Source organism: Neobacillus cucumis (assembly GCF_023715505.1).
Window position 1 is genome coordinate 254,605 of sequence record NZ_JAMBOH010000004.1, and the last position, 17,840, is coordinate 272,444.

At 40.2% G+C, this 17,840-nt stretch carries 14 protein-coding genes; 13 read left to right on the top strand and 1 reads right to left on the bottom strand.

Annotated features, from left to right (window positions below):
• Positions 1-52: 52 nt before the first annotated feature.
• The 11 genes from M3226_RS08570 to M3226_RS08620 all read left to right on the top strand — a co-directional run bounded on the left by M3226_RS08570 (position 53) and on the right by M3226_RS08620 (position 14,145).
• On the top strand, positions 53-1,012 hold the full coding sequence (locus M3226_RS08570) for a carbohydrate ABC transporter permease (protein WP_251564363.1): 960 nt from the start codon (positions 53-55) through the stop codon (positions 1,010-1,012).
• A gap of 3 nt (positions 1,013-1,015) precedes the next feature.
• On the top strand, positions 1,016-1,855 hold the full coding sequence (locus M3226_RS08575; protein WP_251564365.1) for a carbohydrate ABC transporter permease: 840 nt from the start codon (positions 1,016-1,018) through the stop codon (positions 1,853-1,855).
• A gap of 74 nt (positions 1,856-1,929) precedes the next feature.
• Entirely contained in the window at positions 1,930-2,574 is a 645-nt protein-coding gene (locus M3226_RS08580) for a YesL family protein (RefSeq protein WP_251564368.1), read from the top strand.
• Between the two features lie 179 nt (positions 2,575-2,753).
• Positions 2,754-5,942 (top strand): rhamnogalacturonan lyase family protein, encoded by a 3,189-nt coding sequence (locus M3226_RS32205; RefSeq protein WP_285857784.1) that lies wholly within the window; start codon positions 2,754-2,756, stop codon positions 5,940-5,942.
• A 117-nt stretch (positions 5,943-6,059) separates the two neighbouring features.
• The gene (locus M3226_RS08590) at positions 6,060-6,851 is read left to right on the top strand and encodes an alpha/beta hydrolase (protein ID WP_251564370.1); all 792 of its coding nucleotides are present in this window, start codon (positions 6,060-6,062) and stop codon (positions 6,849-6,851) included.
• Positions 6,852-6,899: 48 nt separating this feature from the next.
• Complete coding sequence (locus M3226_RS08595; protein ID WP_251564371.1) at positions 6,900-7,772, top strand: glycoside hydrolase family 43 protein; 873 nt, start codon at positions 6,900-6,902, stop codon at positions 7,770-7,772.
• Between the two features lie 155 nt (positions 7,773-7,927).
• Positions 7,928-8,644 carry a (Fe-S)-binding protein gene (locus M3226_RS08600; protein ID WP_251564373.1) on the top strand — a complete coding sequence of 239 codons (717 nt, stop codon included), beginning with the start codon at positions 7,928-7,930 and terminating at the stop codon, positions 8,642-8,644.
• 51 nt (positions 8,645-8,695) lie between these two features.
• Positions 8,696-10,120 carry a LutB/LldF family L-lactate oxidation iron-sulfur protein gene (locus M3226_RS08605; protein WP_251564375.1) on the top strand — a complete coding sequence of 475 codons (1,425 nt, stop codon included), beginning with the start codon at positions 8,696-8,698 and terminating at the stop codon, positions 10,118-10,120.
• Between the two features lie 2 nt (positions 10,121-10,122).
• On the top strand, positions 10,123-10,842 hold the full coding sequence (locus tag M3226_RS08610) for a LutC/YkgG family protein (RefSeq protein ID WP_285857770.1): 720 nt from the start codon (positions 10,123-10,125) through the stop codon (positions 10,840-10,842).
• A 151-nt stretch (positions 10,843-10,993) separates the two neighbouring features.
• Positions 10,994-11,989, top strand: coding sequence for a Gfo/Idh/MocA family protein (locus M3226_RS08615; protein WP_251564377.1), 996 nt, complete (start codon positions 10,994-10,996; stop codon positions 11,987-11,989).
• A gap of 86 nt (positions 11,990-12,075) precedes the next feature.
• Positions 12,076-14,145: a bifunctional aldolase/short-chain dehydrogenase gene (locus M3226_RS08620; RefSeq protein ID WP_251564379.1), complete on the top strand. Its 2,070-nt coding sequence runs from the start codon at positions 12,076-12,078 to the stop codon at positions 14,143-14,145.
• Between the two features lie 46 nt (positions 14,146-14,191).
• Here the strand turns inward: M3226_RS08620 and M3226_RS08625 are convergent, their stop codons facing one another.
• The gene (locus M3226_RS08625; protein WP_251564381.1) at positions 14,192-15,073 is read right to left on the bottom strand and encodes a LysR family transcriptional regulator; all 882 of its coding nucleotides are present in this window, start codon (positions 15,071-15,073) and stop codon (positions 14,192-14,194) included.
• 263 nt (positions 15,074-15,336) lie between these two features.
• On the opposite strand from M3226_RS08625, the gene M3226_RS08630 reads away from it, so the two are divergent.
• Entirely contained in the window at positions 15,337-16,389 is a 1,053-nt protein-coding gene (locus tag M3226_RS08630) for a quercetin 2,3-dioxygenase (protein ID WP_251564383.1), read from the top strand.
• Positions 16,390-16,391: 2 nt separating this feature from the next.
• Positions 16,392-17,342: an alpha/beta hydrolase gene (locus M3226_RS08635; RefSeq protein ID WP_251564384.1), complete on the top strand. Its 951-nt coding sequence runs from the start codon at positions 16,392-16,394 to the stop codon at positions 17,340-17,342.
• Positions 17,343-17,840 lie beyond the last annotated feature (498 nt).

Here is a 17,840-nt window from a genome sequence, read left to right on the forward strand (position 1 = left end):
CTATCGCCCTTTCAATCTTAGGGTGATGGTCCGGAGAAAAGGAGATGGCAAAATGGCTACACGCGTCGTAAAAGAACACGTTCAAGAAAGTATTTATATCGCACCTGTGAGCGCACGGAAACGGGCAATTAGGGAAAATATAAAAGGCTATTTATTTATTAGCCCTTTTGTGGTTGGATTCCTTGCTTTTACATTAATACCTATACTTGTTTCATTATACTTATCATTTACAAAATATAATCTATTTTCCGCGCCACAATGGATTGGATTAGAAAACTATAAAAAAATGTTTACTGCAGACCCAAGGTATTGGCAATCATTAAAAGTTACCCTCATTTATGTATTCGCTGGTGTACCGCTAAGACTAGCATTTGCACTTCTAATTGCGGCGATATTAAATACAGCCTCTCGGGCAGTTGGCTTATACCGCTCCTTATTTTATCTGCCATCACTGATTGGCGGGAGCGTGGCTGTCGCAATTATGTGGCGTAATATCTTTGGAGATAAAGGGATTATTAATCTCTTATTAGAACTGCTAGGTATCCCTAGTGTCAGATGGTTCGGTGACCCAACAGCTGCATTATGGATGTTAATCTTTTTGTCCGTGTGGCAGTTTGGTTCCTCGATGTTAATCTTCTTAGCAGGTTTAAAAGGAATTCCAAAAAGCTATTATGAAGCTGCAAGTGTGGACGGTGCTAACGGATGGCATAAATTCTTCAAAATAACCCTTCCAATGTTAAGCCCAGTCATTTTATTTAACGCAGTCATGCAGACGATTGGTGCCTTTATGACATTTGTTCCAGCGTTTATCATTTCAAAAGGTACCGGGGGACCTTTGGATGGAACACTTTTATACTCCCTTTATTTATTCTTACAAGGATTCGAATTCTTCAACATGGGCTATGCGGCTGCAATGGCATGGGTCATGCTCATTATCGTAGGGGTTTTAACGGCCATCATTTTTGCAACATCAAAATTCTGGGTTCACTACGAATCAGAAGGAGGGAAATAACGTATGCGGATAAAATCAGTAAAATGGTGGACTTATCATATCCTTGTAGGTGGATTTGCCGTCCTAATGCTTTATCCGGTTATTTGGCTTCTGATGAGTTCGTTTAAAGAAAGTAATGCCATCTTCGTAACAGCCAAATCACTAATACCTGATCCATTTATTTTAGATAACTTTGCTGAAGGCTGGAAGGGGATTGGCGGTAATTCCTTCGGAGTGTTTATAAAGAATACTGCGGTTCTGGTTGTCGTAACCTTAATTGGTCAAGTTATTTCATCGTCCTTAATTGCCTTTGGGTTTGCAAGATTAGAATTTAAAGGGAAAGCACTCTGGTTTGGACTTATGATGGTAACATTAATGCTGCCATATGAGGTTGTCATGGTTCCTCAATATATCATCTTTTCAAAACTTGGATGGCTAAATTCGATTAAGCCGATTGCAATACCAGCGTACTTTGGACATCCATTCTTTATTTTCTTACTAGTTCAATTTATCCGCACGATTCCAAGAGAATTGGATGAAGCTGCAACGATTGATGGGTGTAATACCTTTAATATTTTCTATAAAATCATTTTGCCATTAATTAAACCGGCGTTGGCAACTGCGGCGATTTTCTCTTTCTATTGGACTTGGGATTCCTTACTAGGACCGGTTTTATACTTAAACAGCCCGGCCAAATATACCGTTTCAATGGCGTTAAATATGTTCTTAAGTAATGAAACCGTTTCTAACTGGGGTGCCATGTTTGCCATGTCCGTAGTGACCTTGGTTCCTGTCTTTGTTATTTTCTTTACCTTCCAAAGATTTGTAGTAGAGGGAATCAGTACAAGCGGATTAAAAGGTTGATGATTCGTGCCACTCCTTAATACGGGAGTGGCAGGGCTTGATCAACTTTTAAAAAAATCAGAAGGAGGATGGGTATGGAAACTTCGAGTATTTTGGGCGGTATTTATAAACTGATGGATTGGATCTCGAAACTAGCTTTACTAAATCTATTATGGATTGCTTCAACTATTCTTGGTCTGGGTGTTTTCGGCTTTTTTCCTTCGACTGTGGCGATGTTTGCGGTTGTGCGAAAATGGATGATAGGCGAAGAGGAGGTTTCCATTGTTAAAACCTACTGGGCTTCTATTAAAAAGGAATTTGTAAAAAGTAATCTTCTCGGTGTGTTTATTGTCGCTGCAGGATTGGTGTTATATGCAGATCTGTTATTCATCCAAAACGCAGCAAAAAATATGGCTACATTTCTCTATATACCATTATTCATCATCACGTTTATTTTTGTATGTACGCTATTTTACCTCATTCCGATTTTTGTCCATTATGAGATGAAACTAACGGATGTAATCAAGAATTCATTTTTTGTTATGATCATGAATCCTTTATCCACTTTATATATGCTGATAGGAAGTTTTGGAATCTGTTTTGTTCTATCCTATGTACCGCCTATCTGTATCTTATTTAGCGGAAATTTATTAGCAATGTTATTCATGAAACCGGCATGTAACGCATTTAACAAAATTCAACGTAAGCATGAGGTTTACTTACAGGAACAAAGTATATAGAAAGCGGGTTCCCTAAACGGCTGCCCGATTTTTTATATAAACTGTATGAAAGGGGGATTAGGACGGCATCCAAGAATCTTCTCATAAAGAATTTCGCTATTATTCTATTCTTTACTAGGAGGAAAATTGTGATTAAAAAATTCTCAAAGAAAAAATTACCGGTTGTCGTAAGTTCGGCTATGGTCTTATCGATGTTCTCTGGAATTGGAATGGTTACCCCAAAACAAACCCATGCAGCCGAGTTGACTAGTCTCAAATTTGACTTTGGTTCCAGTACTAGTCCTGTTGCTAAAGGATATACACAAGTAGCTAACACAATGATTTATAGCAGTGAAAAAGGATATGGACTAAACAAGGGAGTCGATTATCGCGATCGTGGAACTCCGGATGATCTTTTAAGAGATTTTGTTATTAATAGTAATTATGGATTTTCGGTGGATGTTCCAAATGGTGAATATTACGTAAAAGTTACAGCGGGCGACTCCATCGCATCTAATAAAACGAATCTTTCGATAGAGGGAAAAGCACTCGGTACCATTTCAACTAGCAGTGGGAAATTTTCAGAAAAAGATGAAATGATTCCAGTCCAGGATGGACAAATGAATTTTGCATTTAGCGGAGATGGCCGGGTCAATGCCATTGAAATTTTCCCTATGACTACTCCTACAGGTTTAACATTAACTGAAAAGAAACTGTATCCGGATACGTCTGTCTCCTTAAAATGGGATCAATTAAATGGGGCCGAAAGTTACAATATTTATCGTAAAGCAGATGGAGACGCATCACCGACGAAGGTAGGAAGCTCAAGTACGCCCGAATTTATCGATGAAACGGTTCAGCTGGGGTTTAAATATGAATATACAGTTTCCCAAGTAAATGAGAGTGGCATCGAGTCTGGAAAAAGCACACCTATTAATGTTGCTTTAGTGGATGAAACAAAGGCATTACCTGAATCTCCAACTAGTCTTACACTTGTTAATTCAACCGATAAATCTATATCCTTTACATGGAAGGGTGCCGAGGATGCTTTGATGTATTATGTGTATCGGGCAAAATCATCACAAGGACCATTTGAAAGAGTCGGCATCTCAAATAATGGTGAATTTACTGACCAGTCTATTTCACCAACAAGACACTACTATTATAGGGTTTCGGCTGTTAGTTTAGGAGGTATTTCGGATCCTTCAAATTCCATTGAGACACCCATAACGAAAGTACTCCAACGTCAAATGGAAAATCTCGATCGAGGTTTAGTTGCTGTTAAGGTGGAGAATGGTGTTTATGTGGGCTGGCGTATGTTAGGGACAGATCCAGAAGGTGTTGCCTTTAACGTTTATCGAGACGGCCAAAAGGTTAATAAAGAGCCTATTACATCGAGCACAAACTTTTTAGACAAAAATGGAACAAAGGATTCCAAATATGATATCCGTGCGGTATTTAATGGGAACGAAGAACCGCTCGCAGAAGCTGCAGCAACCGTATGGGGACAGAATTATTACGACCTCCCAATCCAGAAACCACAAGGGGGAACTACGCCTGATGGAAAATCCTATACATACAGTGCCAACGATGCAAGTGTAGGGGATGTGGATGGAGATGGTCAATACGAAATCATCCTAAAATGGTATCCAAGCAATGCAAAGGATAATTCTCAATCAGGCTATACTGGAAATACGTATGTTGATGCCTATAAGTTTGATGGCACAAGACTGTGGCGGATCGATTTAGGCAAAAATATTCGTTCCGGGGCCCATTATACACAAATGATGGTTTATGATTTAGATGGAGACGGTAAAGCAGAAGTTGCGATCAAAACGGCGGATGGAACCGTTGATGGCCAAGGAACTGTAATTGGTGATGCCAATGCGGATTACCGGAATTCAAGCGGCTATATTTTAAGCGGGCCAGAATTTTTAACTATATTCGATGGCTTAACAGGGAAAGCCCTAACAACCGTCGATTATGATCCACCAAGAGGCAATGTCGCTGATTGGGGAGATAGCTACGGTAATCGTGTAGACCGCTTTTTAGCTGGTATTGCCTATCTGGATGGGGAAAGACCAAGCCTAATTATGGCACGAGGCTATTACACAAGAGCCGTCATAGCAGCTTATAATTGGCGTGATGGGAAATTAACGAAAGTGTGGACGTTTGATAGTAACAAATCAGGGAATGAGGGTTATGCGGGTCAAGGATATCACAATTTAAGTGTGGCTGATGTTGACCAGGATGGCAAAGATGAAATTATCTATGGTGCAGCAGCTATTGATGATAATGGAACCGGGCTCTATACCACTGGACTAGGCCATGGAGATGCCGAACATCTAGGGGATTTAGATCCTACCCGACCAGGCTTAGAATTTTTTGCGGTACATGAGCATACAGATGCCAAGTACGGAATTGAATTCCGTGATGCGGAAACAGGAGAAGCCATTTGGGGTGAATATACCGGAAGAGATACTGGGAGAGGATTGTCTGCGGATATTGATCCAAGGTACCCAGGGGAGGAATCATGGGCCGTTGGCGGCGCATGGAATGATACTACCGGTGGTTTATTCACTGCAAAAGGTGAAAAAATTTCCACAACTATTCCAGGAGCTAACTTTGCGATATGGTGGGATGGTGACCTCCAGCGTGAAGTACTAGATCATGGGAATTTTGATGAAACCAATCAGGTTGGGGTAGGAATGATTGGAAAGTGGGACTATCAAAATAACAAACTAGTCAATATTCTAACAGCGAATGGGACCTTCTCAAACAATGGAACAAAAGGAAACCCAAGCTTACAGGTAGATTTATTAGGTGATTGGCGAGAAGAAGTCATTTGGAGAACGGAAGATAGCAGTGCACTACGTATCTACACAACAACAGATGTGACCGAACAACGTATCCGGACACTCATGCATGACCCTGTTTACCGTTCTGGTATTGCTTGGCAAAATGTGGGCTATAATCAGCCGCCGCATACTAGTTACTTCTTAGGAAATGATATGGCTGCCCCTCCAGTGCCTAGCATGTACTTGAATAAAGTAATTACTGCTAATGTTGATGTCAATCCGAATTCAATTGATACGAAACAGACAAACGGCAATGTTCCATTGACTGTTAATATTGAATTGAATAAGGAACATGAAGTGGCAGATATCAATTCTGCTACTGTAAAAATGGTTGTTAATGGTAAAACGATCTTTGCTGAATCTCATCCGTCTGTCAATGGAAAGAAAACCAATAAGTTAATGGTTAAATTTGATAAAAAACAAGTTTCAGAAGCTCTAAAAGGATACACTGGAACTGTTCAAATTACTATTACCGGGTTCTTACAAGACGGGGACAGCTTTAATGCGAAGGCTGAGTTAACTCTAAAATAATTCAAAAAGTGGGAGAGACAGCATTAAATAGGCTTTCTCTCCCATTTCAATTCATTTTAAAGAACGTATGGTTACATATGGTTTTTAAACTTAATTTTAATGTGGGAAGGTGAAAGAATGACAGAAATAATATTACTTTGGGATAATGTAAAGTTAGAAGAAAATGGACCAAATGAAAGTGCTCCAAGCATTCAGCCATATTTGCTTGAAGGACCTGGACCCTATCCTGTTATGATCGTTGTGGCAGGTGGAGGTTATGCAAGAAGAGCAGAACATGAGGCATACCCGATTGCAGAATGGCTAAATTCAATTGGAGTTTCAGCGGTGGTTCTCAACTATCGGGTTGCGCCTTTTAAACACCCTGTTCCATTAAATGATGCGAAGCGAGCAATTCGAATGGTTCGATATCATTCCGCAGATTGGAATCTAGATCCCAATCGTATAGGAATTCTTGGGTTTTCAGCTGGTGGCCATCTTGCATCAAGTGCGGGGACTCATTATGATTTTGGAAACCCAGTTGCAGAAGACCCTATCGAACGGTGTAGCAGCCGTCCTGATTTGATGGTACTTTGTTATCCTGTAATCTCGATGGGAGAATATACGCACGAAGGAAGCCGATTAAATTTATTAGGTGAAAAACCAGAAGCCGAGTTAGTGGAACTATTATCCAATGAAAATCAAATTACAGAGCAAACACCGCCGGCATTTTTATGGCATACAGCTGATGATGCCTCTGTTCCTGTTGAAAATAGTTTAAAATTTGTCGCCGGATTAGGCCGTCATAAAGTTCCCTTTGACCTTCATATCTTCGAAAGTGGCAGGCACGGGTTAGGTTTGGCGGAAGAACATCTCGAGGCTAGAGAATGGCCTAGACTATGTGAATTATGGTTGAGGAAACAGGGATTTTAGAAAACTAGTAAACAATTAAATTATTATCTTCAAAGGGAGGAAAGGCATTTGTTAACAAAGGATGATATCCGCATTAGGGATCCTTTTATTCTATCAGACAGGGACTCTAACACTTATTATTTGTATGGCACTACGGATGAAAATGTTTGGAATGGGCCTTCGACAGGTTTCGATGCTTATAAAAGCAGTGATTTAAAAAACTGGGAGGGACCTTATCAAGTGTTTCGACCAGACGCTGAATTCTGGGCGGACCAACATTTCTGGGCACCGGAGGTTTTTTATCATAATGATCGATATTATATGTTTGCCAGTTTTAAAGCTGACGGAAAGTGCCGTGGAACCCAAATCTTAACATCGAACGACCCATTAGGTCCATTTCATCCGTTAACAGAGGAGCCTGTAACACCACGAGATTGGGAATGTCTAGACGGAACTTTATTTATTGATGAACATAAAAATCCTTGGCTTATCTTTTGTCACGAGTGGTTACAGGTCCACGACGGAGAAATTTGTGCTGTTCGATTAGCCTTAGATTTTAAATCGGCAATCGGGGACCCCATTGTTTTGATTAAGGCTTCTGATGCAAAGTGGACCATTCCTGTTCGGGGAGATACAGATTATGTGACAGATGGTCCATTTATCTATCAAACACAAAATGGCGGTTTATTAATGATATGGTCAAGTAGGAGTGCAAGTGGTTATGCTGTTGGGATAGCCCGGTCATTAACAGGAACAATTGATGGGCCTTGGATTCACGAAGAGCAGCCATTAATGGATGAAGACGGGGGGCACGGTATGTTATTTAAAACATTCAAAAATGAATTAATGCTGACCATTCATGCGCCAAATCAAACTCCGAACGAGCGCCCCATTTTTTTACTAGTTGAGGAGCAAAACGGAAAATTAGAGGTTATCAAATAATCGAGAGTTGCTATGCATCTGTCGATTTATTTTTTTATTAGCAGATAACTATTCAAAAACAAACAAACATGTAATATAATTAAAACAAAAATAAATAAAAACAAAAAAACCAATTTCATCAGGTTTTTTAGCTCCATTTGAAGGGATGAGAAATAATGAAGGTAAGCTTGTTTGCAACATGCCTTGTAGATATGTTCCAGAGTAATGTAGGGAAAGCTACTGTTGAACTGCTTGAGAGACTAGGCTGTGAGATTGAATTTCCGGAATCCCAAGTATGCTGCGGTCAGCCAGCTTATAATAGTGGTTATACAAAAGAATCTAAAGAGGCTATGAAGCGAATGATTGACACTTTTCAGCATGCTGAATATGTGGTGTGTCCATCCGGCTCATGTGCGTTTATGTTCCACGAATATCCTCATATCTTTAAAGGAGATCCTGTTTGGGAACCAAAGGCCAAAAAACTGGCAGCTAAAACATACGAACTGACTCAATTCATTGTAGATGTGTTAAAGGTTGAAGATGTTGGGGCGAAATTTGAGGGGAAAGCTACCTATCATACCTCTTGCCATATGACAAGACTACTAGGTGTTAAAAGAGCACCAATGATTCTATTAAATAATGTCAAAGGATTAGAGTTTACCGAATTACCAGGAAAAGAACAATGCTGTGGATTCGGAGGAACCTTCTCTGTTAAAATGACGCAAATTTCTGAGCAAATGGTTGATGAAAAGGTTTGCCATGTGGAAGAAACAGAGGCAGATTATTTAATTGGTGCGGATGCAGGCTGTTTGATGAATATCGGCGGACGGATTGATCGCAAAGGAAAGCCGATTAAGGTGCTGCATATTGCGGAAGTATTAAATAGCCACTAAAAGATTTTTTGATGACCAACTACGAAATTGCTTGGAATGGGGGAAAAATAGATGGCAATGAAAATCAGTGACCAGCAATTTAAGGAACGCGTTGATAATGGGATTCACGATTCCTTTATGCGCGGGGCAGTGGCCAGTGCGCAAGACGGTATGGGTGTAAAAAGACGTGTTGCTGCTGAAGAACTTGGAAATTGGGAAGACTGGCGCTCACATGGGGAAGAAATCCGTCAGCATGTTTTAGAACACCTGGATTATTATTTAGAGCAATTAAGCGAAAATGTGGCAAAACGGGGCGGGCATGTATTTTTTGCCCAAACAAAGGAAGAAGCCAATGAATATATTCGTGGCATCGTTCATCAAAAAAATGCAAAAAAAATAGTTAAATCAAAATCAATGGTAACTGAGGAAATCAGCTTAAATGGTATGTTGGAGCAGGAAGGCTGCGAGGTCATTGAAACTGACCTTGGGGAATACATCCTCCAAGTGGATGACCACGATCCGCCATCCCATATTGTCGTACCAGCTTTACATAAAAATAAAGAGCAAATCAGGGATGTATTTACGGAAAAGCTTGGTTACACAAAGACTTCCAAGCCGGAGGAATTGGCTTGGCATGCAAGAGAAACCTTGCGTCAGGAATATTTGACAGCTGATATTGGAATCACTGGCTGTAACTTTGCTGTTGCCGAGACAGGATCATTCAGTCTTGTTACTAATGAAGGGAATGCTGATTTAGTTACAGCCTTACCAAAGACACAAATTACCGTAATGGGAATGGAGCGGATTGTTCCGACCTTTGAAGAGATGGAAGTTCTCGTCTCCCTATTAACTAGAAGTGCCGTTGGGCAGAAGTTAACAAGTTATATCACAGTGCTAACAGGACCTAGAGAGGAATTGGATGTAGACGGTCCAGAAGAATTCCACCTAGTGATCGTGGATAATGGCAGGTCTAATATACTTGGCGGAGAATTCCAATCCGTTCTCCAATGTATCCGTTGTGCAGCATGTGTCAATGTTTGTCCCGTTTATCGTCATGTCGGGGGACATTCCTATGGATCTATTTATGCGGGACCAATTGGAGCGGTCTTGTCACCATTACTAGGCGGTTATGATGATTATAAAGAACTTCCATATGCGTCAACACTTTGTGGGGCTTGTACCGAAGTTTGTCCAGTGAAAATTCCGCTGCACAATCTTCTTCATAAGCATCGTGAAGTAATAGTAGAAAAAGAAGGAAAAGCACCGATCTCAGAAAAATTGGCTATGAAGGCATTTGGCTTAGGTGCTTCTTCACCAACTTTATATAAAATTGGGTCCAAAATTGCTCCGGCCGCAATGACCCCATTTACAGTTGGAGATAAGATTTCAAAAGGACCTGGACCATTAAAAGCCTGGACCGATATTCGCGAGTTTCCAGCACCAAATAAAGAAAGATTCAGAGATTGGTTTAAAAACCGAGAACAAGGGGGCAAATGATTATGGCAGGAACTATACAAAATCGAGAAGCCTTTCTAAATCAAATTGCCACTAGACTTGGGCGTCCGCGAATTTCTACACCGGTTGAGAGACCAAGCTGGAACTTCCGCCCCCAAGATGAAGTGCTGAAAGATGCTTCGCAGGATGAATTAGTAGAGGTCCTAAAAGAACATTGTAAAAAAATCCATACAACAATTTATACGATTGATAGAAACGAGTTATCCTCCACCCTTAATGAAGTTGTCACTAATTTTGGCGGGGGCCCGGTTGTCACATGGAAGGATGAGCGGTTTTCCCAGTGGGGACTCGATTCTTTAATGAAGCAAGAATGGCCAAACCAAAATATTGACGTGCATGAATGGGACCATACAAAGGGTGAAGAAAACATTGCTAAAGCAGAGCAGGCTAATGTTGGGATAACAATCAGTGAAATCACACTGGCTGAATCGGGAACAGTTGTTTTATTTAGTGATGAGAATAAAGGACGGACCGTAAGCTTTTTACCAGCTACCTATATTGCTTTAATTCCCAAGAGTTCCATTGTTCCTAGAATGACACAAGCAGCGCAAAAGATGAGGGAAATCCATCAAAAAACAGGCCATGTAGCATCCTGCATTAATTTTATAACTGGACCAAGTAATTCAGCCGACATTGAATTAAACCTTGTTGTGGGTGTGCATGGACCGGTAAAAGCAACCTATATTGTTATTAATGACCTATAATATGAGATAAAAAATAAGGCTGTTCAAGGAAATCATGAAAATTGATTTTTTCTGGACAGCTTTATTTTTAGAATGAGCTTTGCCTTTTTTGCCTAAGAGAAATGAAAACGTTTAATTTATGGGTGGATACTTAAAAAAGGGGGGATTTTTTATGAAGGTTGGTTTTGTTGGTACAGGGTGGTTTTCCAAAACTCATGCACGTATTTTAGGGGAAATGAATGGAGTGGATGTTACAGCTTTTTGCGGCACCAGTATGGAAAAGGCTGAGAAAGAGGCGAGGAATTGGTCAAATGCCACCGCATATGCAAATGTGGAAGAGATGTTAGACAAGCAAAAATTAGATGCTGTATATATTTGTGTACCACCGTATGCTCATGGGGCCATTGAATATGCCTTACTTGAAAGGAATATCCCATTTTTTGTGGAAAAGCCGCTTGCAATGAATGATGCACCAGATGAAATTGCGAAGAAAATAGCAGAAACAGGACTTATTACATCGGTTGGTTATCACTGGCGTTATAAGGATTTAACTAATAGAGCTTTATCACTGCTGAATGAAAGTCAAGTTGGGATGGCACTCGGTTATTGGATGGGAAATATGCCGATGGTTCCTTGGTGGAGAGATGTACATAAATCGGGCGGGCAATTTGTCGAACAGACGACACATATTGTGGACTTATTACGTTACTTATGTGGTGAAATACACGAAGTATATGCTGCTTTTAATAATCAAATCATGCAGGGAAAGGTAGAGGGAACGACGGTGCCCGATGTTGGCAGTGTCACGATGAAACTAGAAAATGGGACCATTGCGACCATATACAATACGTGTATCCTGCCAAACTCTGGAAGGGTAGGACTTGAGTTATATTCAGATGAAGGGGTCATTGAACTACATAATGATTTATTACGAGTGGTGAAGGGGAATAGAGTAGAAGAATTTAAGGAAGAATCAAATCCATACATCACAGAGAATCAAATTTTTCTGGATGCTGTCCTAACCGGAGACACTTCTAAAATATTATCAACCTACCAAGATGCCTTAAAAACACATCATGTAACAATGGCAGCAAATCAATCTGCTCTAAGTGGGCAACCTATATCTTTGAGAAAAAATAAAAAAACAAAAAAAATGAAAGATTTGTGAACTTTCTATTCAAAAATAAACAAACATATATTATAATAAAAACAGAAGATAACAAACATAAAAACAAAATAAACGGAGGATTTCGGATGGTACAGAATCTTTGGAATCAAGAAACAGCTTCACAAGTAACAAAAGGGGTAGATGAATTAGTATATCGTTCCAATTTAATTGGGTCAGATCGTGCGGTATGTAACTATGGCGGCGGTAACACTTCCATGAAGACAATTGAAAAGGATTTCCGCGGCCGTGATGTTGAGGTTATGTGGGTAAAAGGAAGCGGTTCGGATTTAGCAACAATGAAAGCAAACAATTTTACGGGTCTTAACTTAGAAGACATTCGTCCATTATTCGAGCGCGACGAAATGACAGATGAAGACATGGTAACATATCTATCACATTGTATGATCGACAGCAAACACCCAAGAGCATCAATTGAAACATTATTGCATGCATTCTTACCTTTCAAACATGTGGACCACACACATCCAGACGCAATCATTAGCCTTTGCTGCGCAGACAATGGTAAGCAATTAGCTGAAGAGATTTTTGGGAATCGTTTTGTTTGGGTACCATATATTCGCCCTGGATTCACTCTTTCAAAAATGATCGCACAGGGAGTATTAAATAACCCAAATGCAGAACTAGTATTAATGGAAAAACACGGTCTTGTAACATGGGGAGAAACTTCTGAGGAAGCATACGCAAAAACCATTCAAATTATTAATGAAGCAGAACAATTTATTAATGAAAGAATTAATGGAGCCTCTGTATTTGGCGGTCAAAAATATCAATCTCTTTCTGAAGAAGAAGCAACTAGCATTCTAGCAAAAGTATTGCCAGTCATCCGCGGCGCGGTAAGTGATGAGAAGAAAATGCTTTTAACTTACGACCGTGGTGAAGATGTACTGCAATTTGTGAACAGCTACAATGCACCAGAACTTTCACAAATCGGTGCAGCATGTCCGGACCATCTTGTTCATACAAAAATGGTTCCACTTTATGTGAATTGGGATCCACAAACAAAAGATGTTGAAGCATTGATTGCTAGTGTGAAAGAAGGAGTGGCAAGTTTTAAACAATCTTACAAAGAATATTTTGAACAAAATAAAAATGAAGGCGACAAAATGTTTGAACCGGCACCGCGTGTTATTCTAATTCCAGGTGTTGGTATGGTTAATACTGGCAAGGATATTAAGAACTCAAGAATTAGCGGTGCATTATATCACCGTGCAATTGCTGTTATGAAGGGTGCTACAACACTAGGTGATTTTGTTTCTTTAAGTGCAAACGAATCCTATAATGTAGAATACTGGCCATTAGAATTATACAAATTATCTCTTGCTCCAGCTGAGGCAGAATTCTCTAGAAAAGTGGCATTTATTACTGGAGGGGCAGGCGGAATTGGAAGTGCAACGGCACGCCGTCTTGTGTCGGAAGGAGCTCAAGTTGTTCTAGCTGACCTAAACCTTGAAGGCGCTGAAAAAGTAGCTGCTGAGATAAACGAACAATTTGGGGCTGACCGTGCGCTTGCTGTTAAGATGGATGTTACGAGTGAAGAGCAGGTTCAAGCTGCATTCGATCAAACGGCTTTAACATTTGGCGGCGTAGACATTATTGTCAATAACGCAGGTTTAGCAACATCAAGCCCGTTCGAGGAAACAACGCTTAAAGAGTGGAACTTAAACATGAATGTACTAGGAACAGGATACTTCTTAGTTGCCCGCGAAGCATTCAAGCAAATGAAAGATCAAGGCATTGGCGGTAACATGGTATTCATTGGTTCTAAAAACTCTGTGTATGCCGGTAAAAATGCAGCTGCATATAGCTCTGTAAAAGCGCTAGAAACTCACTTAGCAAGATGTATTGCAGCAGAAGGCGGCGAGTTTGGCATCCGCGTAAACTCTGTTCTTCCAGATGCAGTTCTTCAAGGTTCAGCGATTTGGGGATCAAGATGGCGTGAAGAGCGTGCCACAGCTTACGGTATTCACCCTGATCAATTAGAAGAACACTATCGTAAACGCACTACTTTACTAGTAAACATTTATCCTAGCGATATTGCAGAATCAATTGCATTCTTTGCTTCATCAAAATCTGATCGTACAACTGGTTGTATGTTAACAGTAGACGGCGGGGTGCCTGCTGCGTTTACAAGATAATAAAGGAATAAAGAAAGCCTGTCTCAATTGACAGGCTTTCTTTATTTTATGGCAGAACATCTAGAAACAGTGATATAGACGGATTCAAATTGTTTTTCTTCCACGCCATAACGAGTTCAAAATCATGCCCCTCTAGGCCGTCAATTTCGATAAATCGAAGCGAAGGGCTGGATACAGCTTCAAAACTTTTAGGCAATATAGAGATGCCTATCTCAGATTCCACCAGAATTGGAACAGTATCGACAAAGCGGGGTTGACTGACAATTCTTGGAGTGAGCCCATTTTGTTCACATAAATGGACGATAAAATCATAGGAACCTATAGGTGAATCATGGCGGTTATGAATGATGAAAGGCTCTTTTGCAAGATCAGCAAGCTTGATTGTTTTGCGATTAGCAAGAGGGTGATTTTCATGCATAACAATACAATATCTTTCGTTTGCGACCGTTTGAATCTCAATTTCCTCAATTCTATGTAATCCAGTAGGCTGCGTCAAAGCTATGTCAATTTCTCCTTCTTCTAACGCTTCCTTAAGCATTTTACTAGGATAGTGATTTAAATGTAATTCAACTTTCGGATAAAGCGCACGGAACTGTTTGATAATCTCTGGTAAAAAACTGCGTACATGAACACTCAAAAAACCAATCGACAAACTGCCTATGACTCCCGCATCCGTTTGTTTTGCTTTTTCAATAGCCCCTGATGTTTTTTCTATAATCTCCATGGCTTCCTTTAAAAAGACAGCACCAGCAGGGGTAAGCTGGACGGAACGCTTATTTCGAATAAATAGTTTTACGCCCACTTGTTCTTCCAAATCGGCAATCTGATGGCTGATCGCTGATTGAGCAACATAGAGTTGGTTGGCTGCTTTTGTAAAATTTAAATGCTCAGCTACGGTAATAAAATAGCGTAATTGTCGTATATCCATAGGATCCTCACTTGTTATTTAGTTACCATTATTTTATCATAATAAATAATAAGTTGTCGAAATTGTGAAACTATTCTTTAATTAGCGTATGTAAATACTAGTAGTCTACCTCAAAAAGTTATCTATTAAAGCGGCACCAAACAAATAATACGAAAATGGGATTACAGAAATCGAATACGTATATTTCCCATTTTTCTTTATTCGTATTATGGTTATTTTGAAAGCGCTTAATCATTTAAATGAGTATGATAGGGAGTGGTTAGATGGTTCTAAAGGTCGTTGGCAAGTTACCTAACCAAAAGAAACCATATTTTATTAAAAACGGAGAGGGAGAGCGATACCTTTTCGGTACCCAGGTTGCCTCCATTGTCGCTACAACGGACAGCACCGGTGATATGATGGAGATTGTTCAATTATGGGGAGGGAAAGGTGACAGTTTCCCGGCACATGTTCATGAAAAAGCTCATGAGGGCATTGTTGTACTCGACGGTAGACTAGAAGTAGAACTTAATGGGCAGTTATATTTATTAACTGCAGGTGACTATATAAGTATTCCGGCAGGGACTGTACATGCCTATCGGATGCAAAGCCATCGAACTCGCTTCTATTCTTTCACTATTAACGGTCATGTCGCAAAGTTATATTCTCTAATAGGAGAGCCATTTACTAAATTTGAACGTCCGCCAGTTTCTATGAACCTCTTAAACCAGGATACTTTTACCCAAATACCTGCTGATATTGATATAAAATTGGTCACTAATCATCCAACTGCTGGCTTACCAGAATTGGCTAAAGGCTCTACCATTCCGCAGGAAGTTCAACCGTATGTACTGGAATCAGGGGAAGGAGTCCATCTTCTTAGCGGTGATACCGTTCATACACTCCTAACTATAAAAGAGGCAACAAACAGCCAATTTCTTGCACTCGTTTCCGAAGGACCAAAAGGACAAGCCATTGGTGAGCACGCTCATGAAAGAACCAACGAAACATTTATGTGTTTACAAGGGGAAATGACACTATGGGTGGATGGCGAAGAATTACACCTATTACCAGGAGATTTTGCCTATGTGCCAGCAAATACACCTCATCGCTTTCGCTGTGATGCCCACTATACAAAGTTTTTTGGATTATTGACTCCAGGGGACTTTGAAGACTTTTTCCGTATTCTTGGAGATTCATATGAACATCCAATCTTCCCTAGTGAGCCGGCACCATATCGGTTTGACCGAGTGATTCAACGTATTCATGAGCTCGATTTAAAATTATTAGGCAAGCCTCCAGGTCCACCACCAGCAAAAGTTGAAGAGGTTCATTGAAAATGAGTCAACGTTATGAAGTAAGGGTTTTAACTGATCTCGAATTTGCCTCACCAAATGGGAAATCGTTACTTCTCGATCTTTATTTGCCTATCGGAGCCGAGGGGCCAGTGCCAGTTATTGTCTGGCTCCACGGCGGCGGTTGGCGAATTGGGGATAGAAAGCTAGGACCGGATTTAAAAGTTAGATTTGCAGAACGTGGATATGCCATGGCTAGTATTGAGTACCGATTAAGCAGTGAAGCGATTTTTCCTGCGCAAATTTATGATGTAAAGGCGGCCATTCGTTGGATTCGTGCGGTCGCTAAGAAATATGGTTTTGATAGTAAGCACATTGGTCTTTGGGGTTCATCAGCTGGAGGACATTTAGCGGCACTGGCCGGTACCACGGGTTCAGGCAGACTCGAAGGTTTGGAGTTAGGGAATTGGGAATATTTTAGTGACGTACAAGCAGTAGTTGACGGGTATGGTCCTACAGATTTCTTGCAGATGGAGGAATACGATCATTCAACGTCTGTTTCTTCTGATGATACGGAATCCATTCGTCTTAATTCCGTTCAGCGCCATACTGACCCGGAATCACCTGAGTCACAATTGTTGGGAGCACCCATTCAAACAGTTCCGCACCTTGTCCGTGAAGCGAATCCAATCACTTATATTGATGATAAAGTACCGCCATTTCTTATTCTTCATGGGGTGTGTGATTTAGCGGTTCCGGTACACCAGAGTGAGCTGCTATATAGTGCACTCAGTAAAAATGGGAATGAGACAGATCTTTGTTTGATTGAAGGACTGGGGCATGCCTTTTTTAATAAGAAGGATCTTGATGAAGAGTCTCTAGAAGTTACCTTACGCAGGGCTCGAGCTGGCGAGTCTGAACAGATAGAGACTGGTAAAAAGAGAATATTTGAGTTAGTAGAAGCATTTTTCCGCAGGCATCTTTTTGGAAAATGAATATTAGCGAACGAAATACTCCTTTTAGGCGGAGTGTTTTTTTTGTTTCCCCAAGAAATTATAGATATAAATTCCAATAGGTGGTAATTATATTCCAATTTTGTGGAATCGAAGCCTGAAATTGTAGAATAAATCTAATATTTGTAGAATTGCTTCTCTAATTAGTAGAATTCAGCAGTAACTTTGTAGAATTCCTATGGAAATAACCAAATACTGGTCCCATGAGGACAAGAAGGGAATAAAATCAAAGGGTTTTGTCTTCATGAAGGCGTCATGAGGACAAGAATGATAGAAAACTTTAAGATCCTGTCCGCATGAAGGACTCATGAGGCAATTTTGTCTAGATTTAGAAACTAGTAAATTAGGAATAATACAGCAATGGAAAAGAAAAAGTGGCAATTTATCGAAAATCGTGATTTCTCAAATACAATATGTGTATTTCAAAAAGAAATCAATCTGCCTTATCATTGTTTTAAAGAGAAAAACACACTGTTGTTA

Bases quoted from the DNA above. Each gene is read 5' to 3' on its own strand.
- M3226_RS08615 (WP_251564377.1), top strand. From the start codon at position 10,994: ATGAAGGTTGGTTTTGTTGGTACAGGGTGGTTTTCCAAAACTCATGCA.
- M3226_RS08630 (WP_251564383.1), top strand. From the start codon at position 15,337: ATGGTTCTAAAGGTCGTTGGCAAGTTACCTAACCAAAAGAAACCATAT.
- M3226_RS08570 (WP_251564363.1), top strand. From the start codon at position 53: ATGGCTACACGCGTCGTAAAAGAACACGTTCAAGAAAGTATTTATATC.
- M3226_RS08600 (WP_251564373.1), top strand. From the start codon at position 7,928: ATGAAGGTAAGCTTGTTTGCAACATGCCTTGTAGATATGTTCCAGAGT.
- M3226_RS08635 (WP_251564384.1), top strand. From the start codon at position 16,392: ATGAGTCAACGTTATGAAGTAAGGGTTTTAACTGATCTCGAATTTGCC.
- M3226_RS32205 (WP_285857784.1), top strand. From the start codon at position 2,754: ATGGTCTTATCGATGTTCTCTGGAATTGGAATGGTTACCCCAAAACAA.
- M3226_RS08580 (WP_251564368.1), top strand. From the start codon at position 1,930: ATGGAAACTTCGAGTATTTTGGGCGGTATTTATAAACTGATGGATTGG.
- M3226_RS08625 (WP_251564381.1), bottom strand. From the start codon at position 15,073: ATGGATATACGACAATTACGCTATTTTATTACCGTAGCTGAGCATTTA.
- M3226_RS08610 (WP_285857770.1), top strand. From the start codon at position 10,123: ATGGCAGGAACTATACAAAATCGAGAAGCCTTTCTAAATCAAATTGCC.
- M3226_RS08620 (WP_251564379.1), top strand. From the start codon at position 12,076: ATGGTACAGAATCTTTGGAATCAAGAAACAGCTTCACAAGTAACAAAA.
- M3226_RS08575 (WP_251564365.1), top strand. From the start codon at position 1,016: ATGCGGATAAAATCAGTAAAATGGTGGACTTATCATATCCTTGTAGGT.
- M3226_RS08605 (WP_251564375.1), top strand. From the start codon at position 8,696: ATGGCAATGAAAATCAGTGACCAGCAATTTAAGGAACGCGTTGATAAT.
- M3226_RS08590 (WP_251564370.1), top strand. From the start codon at position 6,060: ATGACAGAAATAATATTACTTTGGGATAATGTAAAGTTAGAAGAAAAT.